General features: G+C 39.9%; 1 protein-coding gene (only partly in view). It reads right to left on the bottom strand.

Annotated elements, in window-relative coordinates; translation table 11 throughout:
- Positions 1 to 25,820 carry the 5' portion of a lectin-like domain-containing protein gene (locus AC2TDS_RS13865; RefSeq protein WP_484736173.1) on the bottom strand. 5,371 nt of this gene lie to the left of the window's left edge, so only the first 25,820 of its 31,191 coding nucleotides appear in the window; the start codon lies at positions 25,818 to 25,820; the stop codon falls past the left edge of the window.

Genomic DNA, 25,820 nt, shown 5'->3' with positions numbered 1-25,820 from the left:
ACACCATCGTTGTCATCGTCTAAATCATAACGATCTGGAATACCATCACCATCACCATCCGTTTCAACTACTGTGGCATCACCAAAATTGGTAGGATCTCCATCAATCACATCGGCAATACCATCACCATCGGTATCGGTATTGTCATCGACTACCCCATCACCATCGGCATCTACACCTCCTGGTAAATTTGGATTGTTTGGATCTATTACATCGGCAATACCATTACCATCATTGTCTGGTAAATTATCACCGTCTACTAAGTCACCCGTATCAATCTGACCATCGCCATCATTATCGGTGCCTCCCGCTTCTTCTACATCACTAAGACCATCGTTATCACTGTCTAAATCTTGATTATCTGGAATACCATCACCATCGGTATCAGGCGTGCTTGATGCTGTACCTCCATTGTCTGGGTCTACTGCATCGGCAATACCATCACCATCAGTATCTGTTTGGTCATCTAATACACCATCATTGTCAGCATCTAAGGCTCCATCGGTACCTCCTTCTACTAAATCTGAAATACCATCATTGTCGCTGTCCGCATCTTGGAAATCCGGAGTACCATCACCGTCAGTATCTACTACTGTCGCTGTTGTTCCTGCTGAAACATCAGTATCATCGGCATCGGCTGAATCTACAATTCCATCATTATCATTATCCGTTGTACTATCCAATACTCCATCGCCATCAGTATCAACTACCGAAGAATCTTGACCGCTCTCTTCTATATCTAAGATCCCATCGCCATCACTATCTAAATCCAATCGATCTACAATACCATCACCATCGGTATCTCTATTAGGATCCCCGTTGTCTTCTACACTATCTAAAACACCATCGTTGTCATCGTCTAAATCATAACGATCTGGAATACCATCACCATCACCATCCGTTTCAACTACTGTGGCATCACCAAACTTGGTAGGATCTCCATCAATCACATCGGCAATACCATCACCATCGGTATCGGTATCATCATCGACTACCCCATCGCCATCGGCATCTACACCTCCTGGTAAATTTGGATTGTTTGGATCTATTACATCGGCAATACCATTACCATCATTGTCTGGTAAATTATCACCGTCTACTAAGTCACCCGTATCAATCTGACCATCGCCATCATTATCGGTGCCTCCCGCTTCTTCTACATCACTAAGACCATCGTTATCACTGTCTAAATCTTGATTATCTGGAATACCATCACCATCGGTATCAGGACTATTTGATGCTGTACCTCCATTGTCTGGGTCTACTGCATCGGCAATACCATCACCATCGGTATCTGTTTGGTCATCCAATACACCATCATTATCACTATCTAAGGCTCCAGCGGTACCACTTTCTACTAAATCTGAAACACCATCATTGTCGCTGTCCGAATCTTGGAAGTCTGGAGTACCATCACCATCAGTATCTACTGCTGTTGCTGTTGTTCCTGCTGAAACATCAGTATCATCGGCATCGGCTGAATCCACAATTCCATCATTATCATTATCTGTTGTGCTATCCAATACTCCATCGCCATCAGTATCTACTACCGAAGAATCTTGACCGCTCTCTTCTATATCTAAAATCCCATCACCATCACTGTCTAAGTCCAATCGATCTACAATACCATCGCCATCAGTATCTCTATTAGGATCCCCGTTATCTTCTACACTATCTAAAATACCATCGTTGTCATCGTCTAAATCATAACGATCTGGAATACCATCACCATCACCATCCGTTTCAATTACTGTGGCATCTCCAAAATTGGTAGGATCTCCATCAATCACATCGGCAATACCATCACCATCAGTATCGGTATTGTCATCGACTACCCCATCACCATCGGCATCTAAAGCTCCTGATAAATCTGGATTGTTTGGATCTATTACATCGGCAATACCATTACCATCATTGTCTGGTAAATTATCACCATCTACTAAGTCACCCGTATCAATCTGACCATCGCCATCACTATCGGTGCCTCCCGCTTCTTCTACATCACTAAGACCATCATTATCACTGTCTAAATCTTGATTATCTGGAATACCATCGCCATCGGTATCAGGCGTGCTTGATGCTGTACCTCCATTGTCTGGATCTACTGCATCGGCAATACCATCACCATCAGTATCTGTTTGGTCATCTAATACACCATCATTATCACTATCTAAGGCTCCATCGGTACCTCCTTCTACTAAATCTGAAATACCATCATTGTCGCTGTCCGCATCTTGGAAATCCGGAGTACCATCACCATCAGTATCTACTGCTGTTGCTGTTGTTCCTGCTGAAACATCAGTATCATCGGCATCGGCTGAATCCACAATTCCATCATTATCATTATCTGTTGTGCTATCCAATACTCCATCGCCATCAGTATCTACTACCGAAGAATCTTGACCGCTCTCTTCTATATCTAAAATACCATCGCCATCACTATCTAAATCCAATCGGTCTACAATACCATCACCATCGGTATCCCTATTAGGATCCCCGTTGTCTTCTACACTATCTAAAACACCATCGTTGTCATCGTCTAAATCATAACGATCTGGAATACCATCACCATCACCATCCGTTTCAACTACTGTGGCATCACCAAAATTGGTAGGATCTCCATCAATCACATCGGCAATACCATCACCATCCGTATCGGTATTGTCATCGACTACCCCATCACCATCTCCATCTAAAACTCCAGGTAAATTTGGATTGTTTGGATCTATTACATCGGCAATACCATTACCATCATTGTCTGGTAAATTATCGCCATCTACTAAGTCATTCGTATCAATCTGACCATCGCCATCACTATCGGTGCCTCCTGCTTCTTCTACATCACTAAGACCATCATTATCGCTGTCTAAATCTTGATTATCTGGAACACCATCACCATCGGTATCAGGCGTGCTTGATGCTGTACCTCCATTGTCTGGATCTACTGCATCGGCAATACCATCACCATCGGTATCTGTTTGAACATCTAATACACCATCATTATCAGCATCTAAGGCTCCATCGGTGCCACTTTCTACTAAATCTGAAATACCATCATTGTCGCTATCCGTATCTTGGAAGTCTGGAGTACCATCACCATCAGTATCTACTACTGTTGCTGTTGTTCCTGCTGAAACATCAGTATCATCGGCATCGGCTGAATCCACAATTCCATCATTATCATTATCTGTTGTGCTATCCAATACTCCATCGCCATCAGTATCTACTACGGAAGAATCTTGACCGCTCTCTTCTATATCTAAAATACCATCGCCATCACTATCTAAATCCAATCGGTCTACAATACCATCACCATCGGTATCTCTATTAGGGTCTCCGTTATCTTCTACACTATCTAAAATACCATCGTTGTCATCGTCTAAATCATAACGATCTGAAATACCATCTCCATCACCATCCGTTTCAACTACTGTGGCATCACCAAAATTGGTAGGATCTCCATCAATCACATCGGCAATACCATCACCATCCGTATCGGTATTGTCATCGACTACCCCATCACCATCTCCATCTAAAACTCCAGGTAAATTTGGATTGTTTGGATCTATTACATCGGCAATACCATTACCATCATTGTCTGGTAAATTATCGCCATCTACTAAGTCATTCGTATCAATCTGACCATCGCCATCACTATCGGTGCCTCCTGCTTCTTCTACATCACTAAGACCATCATTATCGCTGTCTAAATCTTGATTATCTGGAACACCATCACCATCGGTATCAGGCGTGCTTGATGCTGTACCTCCATTGTCTGGATCTACTGCATCGGCAATACCATCACCATCGGTATCTGTTTGAACATCTAATACACCATCATTATCAGCATCTAAGGCTCCATCGGTGCCACTTTCTACTAAATCTGAAATACCATCATTGTCGCTATCCGTATCTTGGAAGTCTGGAGTACCATCACCGTCAGTATCTACTACTGTCGCTGTTGTTCCTGCTGAAACATCAGTATCATCGGCATCGGCTGAATCTACAATTCCATCATTATCATTATCCGTTGTACTATCCAATACTCCATCGCCATCAGTATCTACTACCGAAGAATCTTGACCGCTCTCTTCTATATCTAAAATACCATCGCCATCACTATCTAAATCCAATCGGTCTACAATACCATCACCATCGGTATCTCTATTAGGATCTCCGTTGTCTTCTACACTATCTAAAATACCATCATTGTCATCGTCTAAATCACAGCTATCAGCTATGTTATCTGAATCTGTATCTGTAAATCCTGATACTGAAGCATCACAACAAGACGTGCTATCGGAAGCATCTACCACTGCAACTGCAGTTTCTTGACCCTGATTTGAATCAGTATCCGCAGCTCCTCCTGAATTTACCAAGTTAGGAACTCCATTGGTGTCTACTCCGCCATTAGTTGCATAATCAATTCTTCCATTGACATCTAAATGTGATGAAATAACACTTCCTGCTCCTTCTAAGGCATCATAACAACCATCACCATCACTATCTAAATCTAAATAATCTGGTGTACCATCAGAATCTGTATCACAATAGGTTCCAATATCAGCGCCTAATACAAAATTGCAAAAATTCTCTGCTGCCCCATATTCAAATGTAATAGATGAATGCTCTCCTAAAACCTTAACGATTGCATACCCTTCTTCTCCGGTAATCTGCGTAGGAGAATCGACACTTACGTCCTTAGACCAAATTAACTGTATGGGTGAACTGAAGATAATAGGTACAAAAAGCCCTGGTTGCCCTATAGACGTAAAGACTAACACTGGATCTTTAATAGGTGATGAAAATGTAACCGTATTTACATCCGCCTCAAGATTTCTAATTGATGGATTCGTATTTGGAACCCCATATTCTGCAGGGAATTCACTTTGTCCATAAAGGTTTCCTGTTAAAGTTATATCAGCCGTAGATGAATACGTTACATTGATCCCTGCAATTGTTGACGTAATCTCCTTGGGATCAGCAGTCGTAGTATATGAATTAGCCCACTTAAAATCGGAACTATAACACTCTTGCTCATTCAAAATCCCGTCATTATCAGCGTCTAAATCTAACTCGTCACTAACGCCATCACCATCGGTATCACTATCGGTTCCAATTACTGTAGCATTACCAAAATTGGTAGGATCTCCATCAATCACATCAGGAATACCATCACCATCCGTATCGGTATTGTCATCGACTACACCATCGCCATCGGTATCTACAACTCCTGATAAATTTGGATTGTTTGGATCTATTACATCGGCAATACCATTACCATCATTGTCTGGTAAATTATCGCCATCTACTAAGTCATTCGTATCAATCTGACCATCACCATCACTATCGGTGCCTCCTGCTTCCTCTACATCACTAAGACCATCATTATCACTATCTAAATCTTGATTATCTGGAGTACCATCGCCATCGGTATCTGGCGTGCTTGATGCTGTACCTCCATTGTCTGGATCTACTGCATCGGCAATACCATCACCATCGGTATCTGTTTGAACATCTAATACACCATCATTATCACTATCTAAGGCTCCATCGGTACCACTTTCTACTAAATCTGAAATACCATCATTGTCGCTGTCCGTATCTTGGAAGTCTGGAGTACCATCGCCATCAGTATCTGCCGCTGTTCCTGTTGTTCCTACTGAAAAATCAGTATCATCGGCATCGGCTGAATCCACAATTCCATCATTATCATTATCTGTTGTGCTATCCAATACTCCATCGCCATCAGTATCTACTACCGAAGAATCTTGGCCGCTCTCTTCTATATCTAAGATCCCATCGCCATCACTATCTAAATCCAATCGGTCTACAATACCATCGCCATCGGTATCTCTATTAGGATCTCCATTGTCTTCTACACTATCTAAAATACCATCGTTGTCATCGTCTAAATCATAACGATCTGGAATACCATCACCATCCGTTTCAATTACTGTGGCATCTCCAAAGCTGGTAGGATCTCCATCAATCACATCTACAATACCATCACCATCCGTATCGGTATTGTCATCGACTATACCATCACCATCACCATCTAAAGCTCCTGGTAAATTTGGATTGTTTGGTTCTATTACATCGGCAATACCATTACCATCATTGTCTGGTAAATTATCGCCATCTACTAAGTCACCCGTATCAATCTGACCATCGCCATCATTATCGGTGCCTCCCGCTTCTTCCACATCACTAAGACCATCATTATCACTATCTAAATCTTGATTATCTGGAATACCATCACCATCGGTATCAGGACTATTTGATGCTGTACCTCCATTGTCTGGGTCTACTGCATCGGCAATACCATCACCATCGGTATCTGTTTGGTCATCCAATACACCATCATTATCACTATCTAAGGCTCCAGCGGTACCACTTTCTACTAAATCTGAAATACCATCATTGTCGCTGTCCGAATCTTGGAAGTCTGGAGTACCATCACCATCAGTATCTACTGCTGTTGCTGTTGTTCCTGCTGAAACATCAGTATCATCGGCATCGGCTGAATCTACAATTCCATCATTGTCAGTATCCGTTGTACTATCCAATACTCCATCGCCATCAGTATCTACTACCGAAGAATCTTGACCGCTCTCTTCTATATCTAAGATCCCGTCACCATCACTGTCTAAATCCAATCGGTCTACAATACCATCACCATCAGTATCTCTATTAGGATCCCCGTTGTCTTCTACACTATCTAAAATACCATCATTGTCATCGTCTAAATCAGAAATATCTGAAACACCATCACCATCGCTATCAGTATCTACTACTATAGCATTACCAAAATTGGTAGGATCTCTATCAATCACATCAGGAATACCATCACCATCAGTATCGGTATTGTCATCGACTACACCATCACCATTGCCATCTAAAACTCCTGATAAATTTGGATTGTTTGGATCTATTACATCGGCAATACCATTACCATCATTGTCTGGTAAATTATCGCCATCTACTAAGTCACCCGTATCAATCTGACCATCGCCATCACTATCGGTGCCTCCTGCCTCTTCTACATCACTAAGACCATCATTATCACTGTCTAAATCTTGATTATCTGGAACACCATCGCCATCGGTATCAGGCGTGCTTGATGCTGTGCCTCCATTGTCTGGATCTACTGCATCGGCAATACCATCACCATCGGTATCTGTTTGAACATCTAATACACCATCATTATCAGCATCTAAGGCTCCATCGGTACCTCCTTCTACTAAATCTGAAATACCATCATTGTCGCTATCCGCATCTTGGAAGTCTGGAGTACCATCGCCATCAGTATCTACTACTGTTGCTGTTGTTCCTGCTGAAACATCAGTATCATCGGCATCGGCTGAATCTACAATTCCATCATTGTCATCATCCGTTGTACTATCCAATACTCCATCGCCATCAGTATCTACTACCGAAGAATCTTGACCGCTCTCTTCTATATCTAAGATCCCATCGCCATCACTGTCTAAGTCCAATCGATCTACAATACCATCACCATCGGTATCCCTATTAGGATCTCCGTTATCTTCTACACTATCTAAAATACCATCGTTGTCATCGTCTAAATCATAACGATCTGAAATACCATCTCCATCACCATCCGTTTCAACTACTGTGGCATCACCAAAATTGGTAGGATCTCCATCAATCACATCGGCAATACCATCACCATCGGTATCGGTATTATCATCGACTACCCCATCACCATCTCCATCTAAAACTCCAGGTAAATTTGGATTATTGGGATCTATTACATCGGCAATACCATTACCATCATTGTCTGGTAAATTATCGCCATCTACTAAGTCATTCGTATCAATCTGACCATCGCCATCACTATCGGTGCCTCCTGCTTCTTCTACATCACTAAGACCATCATTATCGCTGTCTAAATCTTGATTATCTGGAACACCATCACCATCGGTATCAGGCGTGCTTGATGCTGTACCTCCATTGTCTGGATCTACTGCATCGGCAATACCATCACCATCGGTATCTGTTTGAACATCTAATACACCATCATTATCACTATCTAAGGCTCCATCGGTGCCACTTTCTACTAAATCTGAAATACCATCATTGTCGCTATCCGTATCTTGGAAGTCTGGAGTACCATCACCATCAGTATCTACTACTGTTGCAGTTGTTCCTGCTGAAATATCAGTATCATCGGCATCGGCTGAATCCACAATTCCATCATTATCATTATCTGTTGTGCTATCCAATACTCCATCGCCATCAGTATCTACTACCGAAGAATCTTGACCGCTCTCTTCTATATCTAAGATCCCGTCACCATCACTGTCTAAATCCAATCGGTCTACAATACCATCACCATCGGTATCTCTATTAGGATCTCCATTGTCTTCTACACTATCTAAAACACCATCGTTGTCATCGTCTAAATCATAACGATCTACAATACCATCTCCATCACCATCCGTTTCAACTACTGTGGCATCACCAAAATTAGTAGGATCTCCATCAATCACGTCTGCAATACCATCACCATCGGTATCGGTATTGTCATCGACTACCCCATCACCATCGGTATCTAAAACCCCTGGTAAATTTGGATTGTTTGGATCTATTACATCGGCAATACCATTACCATCATTGTCTGGTAAATTATCGCCATCTACTAAGTCATTCGTATCAATCTGACCATCGCCATCACTATCGGTGCCTCCTGCTTCTTCCACATCACTAAGACCATCATTATCACTGTCTAAATCTTGATTATCTGGAATACCATCGCCATCGGTATCAGGCGTGCTTGATGCTGTACCTCCATTGTCTGGATCTACTGCATCGGCAATACCATCACCATCAGTATCTGTTTGAACATCTAATACACCATCATTATCAGCATCTAAGGCTCCATCGGTGCCACTTTCTACTAAATCTGAAATACCATCATTGTCGCTATCCGTATCTTGGAAGTCTGGAGTACCATCACCATCAGTATCTACTACTGTTGCTGTTGTTCCTGCTGAAACATCAGTATCATCGGCATCGGCTGAATCCACAATTCCATCATTATCATTATCTGTTGTGCTATCCAATACTCCATCGCCATCAGTATCTACTACCGAAGAATCTTGACCGCTCTCTTCTATATCTAAAATACCATCGCCATCACTATCTAAATCCAATCGGTCTACAATACCATCACCATCGGTATCTCTATTAGGATCTCCGTTGTCTTCTACACTATCTAAAATACCATCATTGTCATCGTCTAAATCACAGCTATCAGCTATGTTATCTGAATCTGTATCTGTAAATCCTGATACTGAAGCATCACAACAAGACGTGCTATCGGAAGCATCTACCACTGCAACTGCAGTTTCTTGACCCTGATTTGAATCAGTATCCGCAGCTCCTCCTGAATTTACCAAGTTAGGAACTCCATTGGTGTCTACTCCGCCATTAGTTGCATAATCAATTCTTCCATTGACATCTAAATGTGATGAAATAACACTTCCTGCTCCTTCTAAGGCATCATAACAACCATCACCATCACTATCTAAATCTAAATAATCTGGTGTACCATCAGAATCTGTATCACAATAGGTTCCAATATCAGCGCCTAATACAAAATTGCAAAAATTCTCTGCTGCCCCATATTCAAATGTAATAGATGAATGCTCTCCTAAAACCTTAACGATTGCATACCCTTCTTCTCCGGTAATCTGCGTAGGAGAATCGACACTTACGTCCTTAGACCAAATTAACTGTATGGGTGAACTGAAGATAATAGGTACAAAAAGTCCTGGTTGCCCTATAGACGTAAATACTAACACTGGATCTTTAATAGGTGATGAAAATGTAACCGTATTTACATCCGCCTCAAGATTTCTAATCGATGGATTCGTATTTGGAACCCCATATTCTGTAGGGAATTCACTTTGTCCATAAAGGTTTCCTGTTAAAGTTATATCAGCCGTAGATGAATACGTTACATTGATCCCTGCAATTGTTGACGTAATCTCCTTGGGATCAGCAGTCGTAGTATATGAATTAGCCCACTTAAAATCGGAACTATAACACTCTTGCTCATTCAAAATCCCGTCATTATCAGCGTCTAAATCTACTTTATCACTAACACCATCACCATCACTATCAGCTTCGGGTTCAACTATCGTGGCATCTCCAAAATTAGTAGGGTCTCCATCAAGCACATCAGCAATACCATCACCATCACTATCTGTAGTATCATCAACTATACCGTCGCCATTGGCATCTAAAGATCCAGATAAATTAGGATTATTGGGTTCTAATACATCCGCAGTACCATTGGCATCGGTATCTGGTAAATTATTACCATCTACTAAAGTTCCACTGGTATCAACTTGTCCGTTGTTATCACTATCAGTACCTCCTGCTTCTTCTACATCATTAAGACCATCATTATCACTGTCTAAATCTTGGTAATCTAGCACGCCATCACCATCAGTATCAGGGGTACTTGATGCTGTTCCTCCATTGTCTGGATCTACTACATCGGCAATACCATCACCATCACTGTCTGCTCCGTTATCTAATACCCCATTATTATTTGCATCTAAGGCTCCATCGGCGCCTCCTTCTACTAAATCTGAAATACCATCATTGTCGCTATCTAAATCTAAATGATTCGAAATACCATCATTATCTGTATCAGCCTCTAGTGGTAAATCTGCACAGAAATCAGCAAATCTAATTTTTTGCTCATTCGTCGATCCTCCAGTGGAAGCTGTATATCCAAAGTATACCAAGCTCTCGTCTCCAAAATAATCAGTAACAACATCGCCTGTATAGCTACCTGCTACAATTCCATTTACCGTATAAGCGATTGTTTTGGTTGCACTATCCCAGGTTATCTCTACTGGATACCAAGTATCATTCTCTAACTCGCCTAGAGAAACTGAATTTGATAATATCGTAGAAATCTTGTTATCATTATCAGATGGCCAAATTGTACCATGATCATCAGACATATCTGAGGATACTTGACTGTTTTTAAAAGTATCTATTTCTAAAACAATTCCGTTTTCTATCGTTAACGCTCCTAAACCAACACCTACGGTTCCTTGCGCTGATGAACCTCTTGGATCATCATGGAAAACAATAGCAATACCATCCGCTCCATTTCTAGATCCTAAATAGGCCTCAAATTTAATCGTGAAATCTTTACCAAAAGATATTTTACCATTCGAAATTGCTCGACCAGATTGGTCTTTTATAGACTCTGTTAATCGTATTTCTTTTGGCCCCAATTTTACCGAACTACCGCCTAAAGCAAATAAGGCATCAACCTCTGTTGTAGATGTTATATTGGCCTCGGCACAATCTAAAATACCATCATTATCATCATCTAAATCACAATCATTAATAATGCCATCTCCATCGAAATCATTTGCTGTGACCGTTCCTGCAGTGGCTCCCAATGTACATGGGTTTATATAACAAAGTGAACTACCTGCATCTATTACCGCAGCGACATCTCCTGTACTATACCCAGCGGCTGTAACAGTACCATTCGCATTCACTCCTAAACCTACCTTTAACGGCTCTGTCAAATCTGCAGGGTTATAATATGTATATCCTGCCCCATCAGTATCTATATTATCATAGGCTTCATTGGCATCACTACAACCATCACCATCACTATCTGAATTAACGTGATCTGAAATCCTTCCTGTTGTTGTTCTTGGTAAGATCCCCGCATCTTCTCCGTTGACTCCTTCTATCGAATCCGCTAAACCATCTTGATCCAAATCTGCACTGCCAGAGACATCATCCATCCCATCAACTCGTCCGTCATTATTGGCGTCTAAATTTAAAGCTCCTACTTTTCCGGCCTCTATAATGTCATAGATACCATCATTATCACTATCTAAATCTATATGATTCGGAATACCATCATTATCTGTATCGGCCTCTAGTGGTAAATCTGCACAGAAATCAGCAAATCTAATTTTTTGCTCGTTCGTGTCTCCGCCTGTCGAAGCTGTATACCCGAAGTATACCAAACTCTCGCCTCCAAAATAATCAGTAACAACATCGCCTGAATAGCTACCTGCTAAAATTCCATTTACCGTATACCTGATTGTAGTAGTTGCGCTATCCCAGGTTATCTCTACTGGATACCAAATATCATTCTCTAACTCGCCTAGAGAAACTGAATTTGATAATATCGTAGAAATCTTGTTATCGTTATCAGATGGCCAAATAGAACCGTGATCATCAGACATATCTGAAGACACTTGATTGTTTTTAAAAGTATCTATTTCTAAAACAATTCCATTTTTTATCGTTAACGCTCCTAAACCAACACCTACTGTTCCTTGAGCGGATGAACCTAGCGGATCATTATGGAAAACAATAGCAATACCATCTGCTCCATTCCTAGCTCCTAAATAGGCCTCAAATCTAATCTTGAAATCTTTGTCAAAAGATATTTTATCATTCGAAATTGCTCGACCTGATTGGTTCTTAATTGACTCTGTTAATCGTATTTCTTTTGGACCCAATTTTACCGAATTACCGCCTAAAGCAAATAAGTCATCAACCTCTGTATTCGACGTTATACTCGCCTCTGCACAATCTAAAATACCATCATTATCATCATCTAAATCATACAGATCTGAAATACCATCGCTATCACTATCGGCTTCTATGACTATAGCATCTCCAAAGTTACCTAAATCTCCATCAATCACATCGGCAATACCATCACCATCACTATCTGTAGTATCATCAACTATACCGTCGCCATTAGTATCTAAAGGACCTGGTAAATTAGGGTTATTGGGCTCTAATACATCCGCAGTACCATTGGCATCGGTATCTGGTAAATTATTACCATCTACTAAAGTTCCACTGGTATCAACTTGTCCGTCTCCATCACTGTCGGTACCTCCTGCTTCTTCTACATCATTAAGACCATCATTATCACTGTCTAAATCTTGGTAATCTAGCACGCCATCACCATCAGTATCAGGGGTACTTGATGCTGTTCCTCCATTGTCTGGATCTACTACATCGGCAATACCATCACCATCACTGTCTGCTCCGTTATCTAATACCCCATTATTATTTGCATCTAAGGCTCCATCGGCGCCTCCTTCTACTAAATCTGAAATACCATCGTTGTCGCTATCTAAATCTAAATGATTCGAAATACCATCATTATCTGTATCAGCCTCTAGTGGTAAATCTGCACAGAAATCAGCAAATCTAATTTTTTGCTCATTCGTCGATCCTCCAGTGGAAGCTGTATATCCAAAGTATACCAAGCTCTCGCCTCCAAAATAATCAGTAACAACATCGCCTGTATAGCTACCTGCTACAATTCCATTTACCGTATAAGCGATTGTTTTGGTTGCACTATCCCAGGTTATCTCTACTGGATACCAAGTATCATTCTCTAACTCGCCTAGAGAAACTGAATTTGATAATATCGTAGAAATCTTGTTATCATTATCAGATGGCCAAATTGTACCATGATCATCAGACATATCTGAGGATACTTCATTGTTTTTAAAAGTATCTATTTCTAAAACAATTCCGTTTTCTATCGTTAACGCTCCTAAACCAACACCTACGGTTCCTTGCGCTGATGAACCTCTTGGATCATCATGGAAAACAATAGCAATACCATCCGCTCCATTTCTAGATCCTAAATAGGCCTCAAATTTAATCGTGAAATCTTTACCGAAAGATATTTTACCATTCGAAATTGCTCGACCAGATTGGTCTTTTATAGACTCTGTTAATCGTATTTCTTTTGGCCCCAATTTTACCGAACTACCGCCTAAAGCAAATAAGGCATCAACCTCTGTTGTAGATGTTATATTGGCCTCGGCACAATCTAAAATACCATCATTATCATCATCTAAATCACAATCATTAATAATGCCATCTCCATCGAAATCATTTGCTGTGACCGTTCCTGCAGTGGCTCCCAACGTACATGGGTTTATATAACAAAGTGAACTACCTGCATCTATTACCGCAGCGACATCTCCTGTACTATACCCAGCGGCTGTAACAGTACCATTCGCATTCACTCCTAAACCTACCTTTAACGGCTCTGTCAAATCTGCAGGGTTATAATATGTATCTCCTGCCCCATCAGTATCTATATTATCATAGGCTTCATTGGCATCACTACAACCATCGCCATCACTATCTGAATTAACGTGATCTGAAATCCTTCCTGTTGTTGTTCTTGGTAAGATCCCCGCATCTTCTCCGTTGACTCCTTCTATCGAATCCGCTAAACCATCTTGATCCAAATCTGCACTGCCAGAGACATCATCCATCCCATCAACTCGTCCGTCATTATTGGCGTCTAAATTTAAAGCTCCTACTTTTCCGGCCTCTATAATGTCATAGATACCATCATTATCACTATCTAAATCTATATGATTCGGAATACCATCATTATCTGTATCGGCCTCTAGTGGTAAATCTGCACAGAAATCAGCAAATCTAATTTTTTGCTCGTTCGTGTCTCCGCCTGTCGAAGCTGTATACCCGAAGTATACCAAACTCTCGCCTCCAAAATAATCAGTAACAACATCGCCTGAATAGCTACCTGCTAAAATTCCATTTACCGTATACCTGATTGTAGTAGTTGCGCTATCCCAGGTTATCTCTACTGGATACCAAGTATCATTCTCTAACTCGCCTAGAGAAACTGAATTTGATAATATCGTAGAAATCTTGTTATCGTTATCAGATGGCCAAATAGAACCGTGATCATCAGACATATCTGAAGACACTTGATTGTTTTTAAAAGTATCTATTTCTAAAACAATTCCATTTTTTATCGTTAACGCTCCTAAACCAACACCTACTGTTCCTTGAGCGGATGAACCTAGCGGATCATTATGGAAAACAATAGCAATACCATCTGCTCCATTCCTAGCTCCTAAATAGGCCTCAAATCTAATCTTGAAATCTTTGTCAAAAGATATTTTATCATTCGAAATTGCTCGACCTGATTGGTTCTTAATTGACTCTGTTAATCGTATTTCTTTTGGACCCAATTTTACCGAATTACCGCCTAAAGCAAATAGGTCATCAACCTCTGTATTCGACGTTATACTCGCCTCTGCACAATCTAAAATACCATCATTATCATCATCTAAATCATATAGATCTGAAATGCCATCGCTATCACTATCGGCTTCTATGACTATAGCATCTCCAAAGTTACCTAAATCTCCATCAATCACATCGGCAATACCATCACCATCACTATCTGTAGTATCATCAACTATACCGTCGCCATTAGTATCTAAAGGACCTGGTAAATTAGGGTTATTGGGCTCTAATACATCCGCAGTACCATTGGCATCGGTATCTGGTAAATTATTACCATCTACTAAAGTTCCACTGGTGTCAACTTGTCCGTCTCCATCACTGTCGGTACCTCCTGCTTCTTCTACATCATTAAGACCATCATTATCACTGTCTAAATCTTGGTAATCTAGCACGCCATCACCATCAGTATCAGGGGTACTTGATGCTGTTCCTCCATTGTCTGGATCTACTACATCGGCAATACCATCACCATCACTGTCTGCTCCGTTATCTAATACCCCATTATTATTTGCATCTAAGGCTCCATCGGCGCCTCCTTCTACTAAATCTGAAATACCATCGTTGTCGCTATCTAAATCTAAATGATTCGAAATACCATCATTATCTGTATCAGCCTCTAGTGGTAAATCTGCACAGAAATCAGCAAATCTAATTTTTTGCTCATTCGTCGATCCTCCAGTGGAAGCTGTATATCCAAAGTATACCAAGCTCTCGCCTCCAAAATAATCAGTAACAACATCGCCTGTATAGCTACCTGCTACAATTCCATTTACCGTATAAGCGATTGTTTTGGTTGCACTATCCCAGGTTATCTCTACTGGATACCAAGTATCATTCTCTAACTCGCCTAGAGAAACTGAATTTGATAATATCGTAGAAATCTTGTTATCATTATCAGATGGCCAAATTGTACCATGATCATCAGACATATCTGAGGATACTTGACTGTTTTTAAAAGTATCTATTTCTAAAACAATTCCGTTTTCTATCGTTAACGCTCCTAAACCAACACCTACGGTTCCTTGCGCTGATGAACCTCTTGGATCATCATGGAAAACAATAGCAATACCATCCGCTCCATTTCTAGATCCTAAATAGGCCTCAAATTTAATCGTGAAATCTTTACCAAAAGATATTTTATCATTCGAAATTGCTCGACCGGATTGGTCTTTTATAGACTCTGTTAATCGTATTTCTTTTGGCCCCAATTTTACCGAACTACCGCCTAAAGCAAATAAGGCATCAACCTCTGTTGTAGATGTTATATTGGCCTCGGCACAATCTAAAATACCATCATTATCATCATCTAAATCACAATCATTAATAATGCCATCTCCATCGAAATCATTTGCTGTGACCGTTCCTGCAGTGGCTCCCAATGTACATGGGTTTATATAACAAAGTGAACTACCTGCATCTATTACCGCAGCGACATCTCCTGTACTATACCCAGCGGCTGTAACAGTACCATTCGCATTCACTCCTAAACCTACCTTTAACGGCTCTGTCAAATCTGCAGGGTTATAATATGTATCTCCTGCCCCATCAGTATCTATATTATCATAGGCTTCATTGGCATCACTACAACCATCGCCATCACTATCTGAATTAACGTGATCTGAAATCCTTCCTGTTGTTGTTCTTGGTAAGATCCCCGCATCTTCTCCGTTGACTCCTTCTATCGAATCCGCTAAACCATCTTGATCCAAATCTGCACTGCCAGAGACATCATCCATCCCATCAACTCGTCCGTCATTATTGGCGTCTAAATTTAAAGCTCCTACTTTTCCGGCCTCTATAATGTCATAGATACCATCATTATCACTATCTAAATCTATATGATTCGGAATACCATCATTATCTGTATCGGCCTCTAGTGGTAAATCTGCACAGAAATCAGCAAATCTAATTTTTTGCTCGTTCGTGTCTCCGCCTGTCGAAGCTGTATACCCGAAGTATACCAAACTCTCGCCTCCAAAATAATCAGTAACAACATCGCCTGAATAGCTACCTGCTAAAATTCCATTTACCGTATACCTGATTGTAGTAGTTGCGCTATCCCAGGTTATCTCTACTGGATACCAAGTATCATTCTCTAACTCGCCTAGAGAAACTGAATTTGATAATATCGTAGAAATCTTGTTATCGTTATCAGATGGCCAAATAGAACCGTGATCATCAGACATATCTGAAGACACTTGATTGTTTTTAAAAGTATCTATTTCTAAAACAATTCCATTTTTTATCGTTAACGCTCCTAAACCAACACCTACTGTTCCTTGAGCGGATGAACCTAGCGGATCATTATGGAAAACAATAGCAATACCATCTGCTCCATTCCTAGCTCCTAAATAGGCCTCAAATCTAATCTTGAAATCTTTGTCAAAAGATATTTTATCATTCGAAATTGCTCGACCTGATTGGTTCTTAATTGACTCTGTTAATCGTATTTCTTTTGGACCCAATTTTACCGAATTACCGCCTAAAGCAAATAGGTCATCAACCTCTGTATTCGACGTTATACTCGCCTCTGCACAATCTAAAATACCATCATTATCATCATCTAAATCATATAGATCTGAAATGCCATCGCTATCACTATCGGCTTCTATGACTATAGCATCTCCAAAGTTACCTAAATCTCCATCAATCACATCGGCAATACCATCACCATCACTATCTGTAGTATCATCAACTATACCGTCGCCATTAGTATCTAAAGGACCTGGTAAATTAGGGTTATTGGGCTCTAATACATCCGCAGTACCATTGGCATCGGTATCTGGTAAATTATTACCATCTACTAAAGTTCCACTGGTGTCAACTTGTCCGTCTCCATCACTGTCGGTACCTCCTGCTTCTTCTACATCATTAAGACCATCATTATCACTGTCTAAATCTTGGTAATCTAGCACGCCATCACCATCAGTATCAGGGGTACTTGATGCTGTTCCTCCATTGTCTGGATCTACTACATCGGCAATACCATCACCATCACTGTCTGCTCCGTTATCTAATACCCCATTATTATTTGCATCTAAGGCTCCATCGGCGCCTCCTTCTACTAAATCTGAAATACCATCGTTGTCGCTATCTAAATCTAAATGATTCGAAATACCATCATTATCTGTATCAGCCTCTAGTGGTAAATCTGCACAGAAATCAGCAAATCTAATTTTTTGCTCATTCGTCGATCCTCCAGTGGAAGCTGTATATCCAAAGTATACCAAGCTCTCGCCTCCAAAATAATCAGTAACAACATCGCCTGTATAGCTACCTGCTACAATTCCATTTACCGTATAAGCGATTGTTTTGGTTGCACTATCCCAGGTTATCTCTACTGGATACCAAGTATCATTCTCTAACTCGCCTAGAGAAACTGAATTTGATAATATCGTAGAAATCTTGTTATCATTATCAGATGGCCAAATTGTACCATGATCATCAGACATATCTGAGGATACTTCATTGTTTTTAAAAGTATCTATTTCTAAAACAATTCCGTTTTCTATCGTTAACGCTCCTAAACCAACACCTACGGTTCCTTGCGCTGATGAACCTCTTGGATCATCATGGAAAACAATAGCAATACCATCCGCTCCATTTCTAGATCCTAAATAGGCCTCAAATTTAATCGTGAAATCTTTACCGAAAGATATTTTACCATTCGAAATTGCTCGACCAGATTGGTCTTTTATAGACTCTGTTAATCGTATTTCTTTTGGCCCCAATTTTACCGAACTACCGCCTAAAGCAAATAAGGCATCAACCTCTGTTGTAGATGTTATATTGGCCTCGGCACAATCTAAAATACCATCATTATCATCATCTAAATCACAATCATTAATAATGCCATCTCCATCGAAATCATTTGCTGTGACCGTTCCTGCAGTGGCTCCCAATGTACATGGGTTTATATAACAAAGTGAACTACCTGCATCTATTACCGCAGCGACATCTCCTGTACTATACCCAGCGGCTGTAACAGTACCATTCGCATTCACTCCTAAACCTACCTTTAACGGCTCTGTCAAATCTGCAGGGTTATAATATGTATCTCCTGCCCCATCAGTATCTATATTATCATAGGCTTCATTGGCATCACTACAACCATCGCCATCACTATCTGAATTAACGTGATCTGAAATCCTTCCTGTTGTTGTTCTTGGTAAGATCCCCGCATCTTCTCCGTTGACTCCTTCTATCGAATCCGCTAAACCATCTTGATCCAAATCTGCACTGCCAGAGACATCATCCATCCCATCAACTCGTCCGTCATTATTGGCGTCTAAATTTAAAGCTCCTACTTTTCCGGCCTCTATAATGTCATAGATACCATCATTATCACTATCTAAATCTATATGATTCGGAATACCATCATTATCTGTATCGGCCTCTAGTGGTAAATCTGCACAGAAATCAGCAAATCTAATTTTTTGCTCGTTCGTGTCTCCGCCTGTCGAAGCTGTATACCCGAAGTATACCAAACTCTCGCCTCCAAAATAATCAGTAACAACATCGCCTGAATAGCTACCTGCTAAAATTCCATTTACCGTATACCTGATTGTAGTAGTTGCGCTATCCCAGGTTATCTCTACTGGATACCAAGTATCATTCTCTAACTCGCCTAGAGAAACTGAATTTGATAATATCGTAGAAATCTTGTTATCGTTATCAGATGGCCAAATAGAACCGTGATCATCAGACATATCTGAAGACACTTGATTGTTTTTAAAAGTATCTATTTCTAAAACAATTCCATTTTTTATCGTTAACGCTCCTAAACCAACACCTACTGTTCCTTGAGCGGATGAACCTAGCGGATCATTATGGAAAACAATAGCAATACCATCTGCTCCATTCCTAGCTCCTAAATAGGCCTCAAATCTAATCTTGAAATCTTTGTCAAAAGATATTTTATCATTCGAAATTGCTCGACCTGATTGGTTCTTAATTGACTCTGTTAATCGTATTTCTTTTGGACCCAATTTTACCGAATTACCGCCTAAAGCAAATAAGTCATCAACCTCTGTATTCGACGTTATACTCGCCTCTGCACAATCTAAAATACCATCATTATCATCATCTAAATCATACAGATCTGAAATACCATCGCTATCACTATCGGCTTCTATGACTATAGCATCTCCAAAGTTACCTAAATCTCCATCAATCACATCGGCAATACCATCACCATCACTATCTGTAGTATCATCAACTATACCGTCGCCATTAGTATCTAAAGGACCTGGTAAATTAGGGTTATTGGGCTCTAATACATCCGCAGTACCATTGGCATCGGTATCTGGTAAATTATTACCATCTACTAAAGTTCCACTGGTATCAACTTGTCCGTCTCCATCACTGTCGGTACCTCCTGCTTCTTCTACATCATTAAGACCATCATTATCACTGTCTAAATCTTGGTAATCTAGCACGCCATCACCATCAGTATCAGGGGTACTTGATGCTGTTCCTCCATTGTCTGGATCTACTACATCGGCAATACCATCACCATCACTGTCTGCTCCGTTATCTAATACCCCATTATTATTTGCATCTAAGGCTCCATCGGCGCCTCCTTCTACTAAATCTGAAATACCATCATTGTCGCTATCTAAATCTAAATGATTCGAAATACCATCATTATCTGTATCAGCCTCTAGTGGTAAATCTGCACAGAAATCAGCAAATCTAATTTTTTGCTCATTCGTCGATCCTCCAGTGGAAGCTGTATATCCAAAGTATACCAAGCTCTCGCCTCCAAAATAATCAGTAACAACATCGCCTGTATAGCTACCTGCTACAATTCCATTTACCGTATACGCAATTGTTTTGGTTGCACTATCCCAGGTTATCTCTACTGGATACCAAGTATCATTCTCTAACTCGCCTAGAGAAACTGAATTTGATAATATCGTAGAAATCTTGTTATCATTATCAGATGGCCAAATTGTACCATGATCATCAGACATATCTGAGGATACTTGACTGTTTTTAAAAGTATCTATTTCTAAAACAATTCCGTTTTCTATCGTTAACGCTCCTAAACCAACACCTACGGTTCCTTGCGCTGATGAACCTCTTGGATCATCATGGAAAACAATAGCAATACCATCCGCTCCATTTCTAGATCCTAAATAGGCCTCAAATTTAATCGTGAAATCTTTACCAAAAGATATTTTACCATTCGAAATTGCTCGACCAGATTGGTCTTTTATAGACTCTGTTAATCGTATTTCTTTTGGCCCCAATTTTACCGAACTACCGCCTAAAGCAAATAAGGCATCAACCTCTGTTGTAGATGTTATATTGGCCTCGGCACAATCTAAAATACCATCATTATCATCATCTAAATCACAATCATTAATAATGCCATCTCCATCGAAATCATTTGCTGTGACCGTTCCTGCAGTGGCTCCCAATGTACATGGGTTTATATAACAAAGTGAACTACCTGCATCTATTACCGCAGCGACATCTCCTGTACTATACCCAGCGGCTGTAACAGTACCATTCGCATTCACTCCTAAACCTACCTTTAACGGCTCTGTCAAATCTGCAGGGTTATAATATGTATCTCCTGCCCCATCAGTATCTATATTATCATAGGCTTCATTGGCATCACTACAACCATCGCCATCACTATCTGAATTAACGTGATCTGAAATCCTTCCTGTTGTTGTTCTTGGTAAGATCCCCGCATCTTCTCCGTTGACTCCTTCTATCGAATCCGCTAAACCATCTTGATCCAAATCTGCACTGCCAGAGACATCATCCATCCCATCAACTCGTCCGTCATTATTGGCGTCTAAATTTAAAGCTCCTACTTTTCCGGCCTCTATAATGTCATAGATACCATCATTATCACTATCTAAATCTATATGATTCGGAATACCATCATTATCTGTATCGGCCTCTAGTGGTAAATCTGCACAGAAATCAGCAAATCTAATTTTTTGCTCGTTCGTGTCTCCGCCTGTCGAAGCTGTATACCCGAAGTATACCAAACTCTCGCCTCCAAAATAATCAGTAACAACATCGCCTGAATAGCTACCTGCTAAAATTCCATTTACCGTATACCTGATTGTAGTAGTTGCACTATCCCAGGTTATCTCTACTGGATACCAAGTATCATTCTCTAACTCGCCTAGAGAAACTGAATTTGATAATATCGTAGAAATCTTGTTATCGTTATCAGATGGCCAAATAGAACCGTGATCATCAGACATATCTGAAGACACTTGATTGTTTTTAAAAGTATCTATTTCTAAAACAATTCCATTTTTTATCGTTAACGCTCCTAAACCAACACCTACTGTTCCTTGAGCGGATGAACCTAGCGGATCATTATGGAAAACAATAGCAATACCATCTGCTCCATTCCTAGCTCCTAAATAGGCCTCAAATCTAATCTTGAAATCTTTGTCAAAAGATATTTTATCATTCGAAATTGCTCGACCTGATTGGTTCTTAATTGACTCTGTTAATCGTATTTCTTTTGGTCCCAATTTTACCGAATTACCGCCTAAAGAAAATAAGTCATCAACCTCTGTATTCGACGTTATACTCGCCTCTGCACAATCTAAAATACCATCATTATCATCATCTAAATCATATAGATCTGAAATGCCATCGCTATCACTATCGGCTTCTATGACTATAGCATCTCCAAAGTTACCTAAATCTCCATCAATCACATCGGCAATACCATCACCATCACTATCTGTAGTATCATCAACTATACCGTCGCCATTAGTATCTAAAGGACCTGGTAAATTAGGGTTATTGGGCTCTAATACATCCGCAGTACCATTGGCATCGGTATCTGGTAAATTATTACCATCTACTAAAGTTCCACTGGTATCAACTTGTCCGTCTCCATCACTGTCGGTACCTCCTGCTTCTTCTACATCATTAAGACCATCATTATCACTGTCTAAATCTTGGTAATCTAGCACGCCATCACCATCAGTATCAGGGGTACTTGATGCTGTTCCTCCATTGTCTGGATCTACTACATCGGCAATACCATCACCATCACTGTCTGCTCCGTTATCTAATACCCCATTATTATTTGCATCTAAGGCTCCATCGGCGCCTCCTTCTACTAAATCTGAAATACCATCGTTGTCGCTATCTAAATCTAAATGATTCGAAATACCATCATTATCTGTATCAGCCTCTAGTGGTAAATCTGCACAGAAATCAGCAAATCTAATTTTTTGCTCATTCGTCGATCCTCCAGTGGAAGCTGTATATCCAAAGTATACCAAGCTCTCGCCTCCAAAATAATCAGTAACAACATCGCCTGTATAGCTACCTGCTACAATTCCATTTACCGTATAAGCGATTGTTTTGGTTGCACTATCCCAGGTTATCTCTACTGGATACCAAGTATCATTCTCTAACTCGCCTAGAGAAACTGAATTTGATAATATCGTAGAAATCTTGTTATCATTATCAGATGGCCAAATTGTACCATGATCATCAGACATATCTGAGGATACTTGACTGTTTTTAAAAGTATCTATTTCTAAAACAATTCCGTTTTCTATCGTTAACGCTCCTAAACCAACACCTACGGTTCCTTGCGCTGATGAACCTCTTGGATCATCATGGAAAACAATAGCAATACCATCCGCTCCATTTCTAGATCCTAAATAGGCCTCAAATTTAATCGTGAAATCTTTACCAAAAGATATTTTATCATTCGAAATTGCTCGACCGGATTGGTCTTTTATAGACTCTGTTAATCGTATTTCTTTTGGTCCCAATTTTACCGAACTACCGCCTAAAGCAAATAAGGCATCAACCTCTGTTGTAGATGTTATATTGGCCTCGGCACAATCTAAAATACCATCATTATCATCATCTAAATCACAATCATTAATAATGCCATCTCCATCGAAATCATTTGCTGTGACCGTTCCTGCAGTGGCTCCCAATGTACATGGGTCAACATAACAAGCCAAAATATCTGAAGTATCTGTAACCGCCGTCGCTGTTTCTTGACCTTGATTTGAATTGGTATCTGCAGCTCCTCCTGAATTTACCAGGTTAGGAACTCCATTTGCATCTACTCCGCCGTTATTTACATAATCAATTCTTCCATTGACATCTAAATGTGATGGGCTAACACTTCCTGATCCTTCTATAGCATCATAACAACCATCACCATCACTATCTATATCTAAATAATCTGGTGTACCATCAGAATCTGTATCACAATAGGTTCCTATGTCGGCACCTAATACAAAATTGCAAAAATTCTCTGCTGTTTTATATTCAAATGTAATAGATGAATGTTCGCCTAAAACCTTAACGATTGCATACCCTTCTTCTCCAGTAATTTGCGTAGGAGAATCAACAATTACATCCTTAGACCAAATTAGCTGTATAGGTGAACTGAAAATAATAGGCACGGAAAGCCCTGGTTGTCCTATAGACGTAAATACTAACACTGGATCTTTAATAGGTGATGAAAATGTAACAGTATTTACATCCGCTTGAAGATTTCTAATTGATGGATTTGTATTTGGAACCCCATATTCTGCAGGGAATTCACTTTGTCCATAAAGGTTACCTGTTAAGGTTATAGCGACCGTAGATGAGTAAGTCATATTAATCCCAGCAATTGTTGACGTAATCACCTTTGGATCAGCAGTGGTAGTGTATGAATTAGCCCAATTAAAATCGGAACTATAGCACTCTTGCTCATTCAAAATCCCATCATTATCGGCATCTAAATCTACATCGTCGCTAACGCCATCACCATCGGTATCTGTTATTTGTAGATTATAGCGATAATCAGGTATCTGAATAGGATGTATTGCCTTACCGACTTCTAAATCCCAATCTCCTTGAATTCCTGTTATATTGATGGATGCAGCAATTGAAACCATTAGCTTTCTTTCTAAATACATCACTGCTTGTTTTCCTTTTTCCCCTTTCGCGAAATTACAGCCATAAATACTTAAATTCTTAAGTGTTGACCTATCTATAGGCAACTCTAATAACCAACGATATATTTCTTCTTTATTCAACCACCTACCATTTAAAAATAATTTCCCTGGTTGTGCATGACTAAATATTTGAAGATTTTCTATAGCATTTAATCCAACTCCTAAAATTTCACGATCAGAATATTTAGAGAATTCTTTTTTGTCCACCAATTCCCCCACTATTTGTTGAGGGGCCTCTAAATTATTATCTATAAAAGTTAAAAAATTCTTTTTGCCACTTTTCCAAAAGTATATATCATCTTTTGACTTCGGCAGATTACTTAAAGTAGTATTAGACCTCAGTGATTCATTTGAAATAGTATTTGCCCTTAACTCATTTCTCGAGTACTTATGACTATTAAAAATTAGTGATTCTCCAATTGATCCTTGCATGAAATCTTGAATTATTTCACTGGTTCTTTTTATATCTAGCCTATAGAATTCTCTCTTATCAAATTCATCCATAGAAGGATATATTTCTTTATCCCATCTAGTGATCATCTGTTCTACGGAAGACATCCAATAGGAATCTTGCTCAGCAAAAAGGGATAGATCATCAGCATTCCGAAATGTATTCACCTCTGAAGTGTATCTATCTATGGACTTTGCCTTCTTGTTCTTTATCCATTTAGAATTAAAAACACCATCAGTATTCTCAAGGGAAACTGTTGGTGGAATGGACTTTGCTGTCAC

This window comes from Tenacibaculum profundicola, from assembly GCF_057220795.1.
The sequence above is the reverse complement of the archived record's forward strand: the minus strand, read 5'-3'. Positions and strand labels throughout refer to the sequence as shown.